General features: G+C 34.5%; 4 protein-coding genes. All 4 read right to left on the bottom strand.

Annotated elements, in window-relative coordinates; all coding sequences use genetic code 11:
- Positions 1 to 50 precede the first annotated feature (50 nt).
- A complete protein-coding gene (locus tag Q0095_RS04305) occupies positions 51 to 308 on the bottom strand; it encodes a hypothetical protein (RefSeq protein ID WP_297881689.1) in 258 nt (85 codons plus the stop codon).
- 202 nt (positions 309 to 510) lie between these two features.
- On the bottom strand, positions 511 to 786 hold the full coding sequence (locus Q0095_RS04300; RefSeq protein ID WP_297881687.1) for a colicin immunity domain-containing protein: 276 nt from the start codon (positions 784 to 786) through the stop codon (positions 511 to 513).
- Between the two features lie 25 nt (positions 787 to 811).
- On the bottom strand, positions 812 to 1,084 hold the full coding sequence (locus tag Q0095_RS04295; RefSeq protein WP_297881685.1) for a hypothetical protein: 273 nt from the start codon (positions 1,082 to 1,084) through the stop codon (positions 812 to 814).
- 46 nt (positions 1,085 to 1,130) lie between these two features.
- Positions 1,131 to 1,589: hypothetical protein (locus Q0095_RS04290; protein ID WP_297881683.1), on the bottom strand; the 459-nt coding region annotated here is incomplete at its 5' end.

The following is a 1,589-nucleotide window of genomic DNA, read 5'->3' as shown; positions in this document are numbered from 1 at the left end:
GTTAATTTGCATTTGGGTTTCCTTTTTATTTAAGTGCTAGCTTCGTGAGCTTAATACAGATCAAAGTTGTCCAAATCATATCCGAAAATATGTAAGGTCTTTAAGGCTAGCTCTCTGACCTCTATCCATGATTTATTGTGATAAACCAAATATTCGTAGGTATCTCCTTCTAGCAGGCTTTGATCTTTAAAGTATTTATAAATAAGCTCTGCAAGCTCTTTTAGGATCTCTCTTTCATAGGGCAAGAAGCAGAATCTAAATTTTTCGTCAAGGGATCTCCAGCATTCATCGCATAGTAGTTCCGCCATTTCCGATGGATCTTCATAATATTTAGCCGTGGCATGTACTAGATACTTATCCTGATATTCCAAAGAAGCCATTCGGCTTAAATTAAACACGAGACGACCTTTTTCAAATATCTCTTTTCCATTAATTTGCATTTGGGTTTCCTTTTATTGGGATGTGGGTTTGCCCGCATTATATCGTAATATATTTTTATTTTTGTAGGAACTAATATTTTAAAAGTGCAATTTGTTTTAAAGCCTTTTTCGCGCACTTCCTTAAATCCTCTTCGCTTAATGAATCGCCTACCGTATCATCACCCCTCAACTCTTCGTCTGGTTCAAATTCATCGATATCGGTAAGAAGTCTATTAAGCGGCTCATAATATTCATCGGGAAAATTTTTATCATTCATAAATTTATCCCAATATATCTTTTCAAATTCAAATACGTCGATTCTGTTTTGCAAAAAATCCTCTATTATTTTTATATATTCCTCTATCACAATGAACCCCTTTCAAGTATATTTTTTAATCGCCCGCCGCTCTAATGCTTAGAACCGACCATAGATTACTACCTATATTCACGCCTTCGCATAAATTTTTTATAATTGTTAAGTCGTTAGAAGAAATTTTTATATCATATTCATACATTTGAACTAAAAAATCTTCCAGCGCTATACCATATTCTCCAGCCTTAACCAGTTCTTCCAAATAAATTATAAAGTCGCGCCGACCGACTTCGGCAAATTCATCTTTGTAATTACGGAATAAATTTAAAAATATCAAATCGTTGTATCTCATTCGCCACTTTTCTTAAATTTATTTCTCGTAGCCGCTTCATAATCTTCTAGCTTCTAATTTCTATTTGAATATCAAGCAAGTCATCGTGATCTGGGTATTTGGCAGTCTCCGAGAGCGTAAATTTTATCACGTCTAGCAACTGCCTAGCCAAATCGCTGTATTTTTTCTTAAATGCATTAAAATTTAAGAAAATTAACTTTAAATTGTCTCGAGCGCCTTGCTTATTTTTTAAACCATATCCTGAGTTTTCCTCTTTTTCCTCGATATATTCGCTATAGCTTTCCCACTCGTCTTTATCTTTATATTGCTCCCATTCTTCCTCGCTATAGTATTTCCATTCCTTAAATCGCAGAAACCAAAAGAAATCCGCGAATGCATCAGGGCCGATACGTAGCGGTAAAGACAACTTTTCAGATAAATATGAGTATAACTTATGCTCTATTTCTTTGGGGCAATAATCATGCCATTCATCAATATATCTTCTGTCTTTTTGCAACTCATCAAA

It is taken from the genome of uncultured Campylobacter sp., from assembly GCF_938045535.1.
Lineage (GTDB): Bacteria > Campylobacterota > Campylobacteria > Campylobacterales > Campylobacteraceae > Campylobacter_B.
Note: the sequence above shows the minus strand (reverse complement) of the source record. Positions and strands in the feature narration are given on the sequence as shown.

Excerpts from the sequence above, each read along its gene's own strand:
- Q0095_RS04305 (WP_297881689.1), bottom strand. The coding sequence starts at position 308 with ATGGCGGAACTACTATGCGATGAATGCTGGAGATCCCTTGACGAAAAA.
- Q0095_RS04295 (WP_297881685.1), bottom strand. The coding sequence starts at position 1,084 with ATGAGATACAACGATTTGATATTTTTAAATTTATTCCGTAATTACAAA.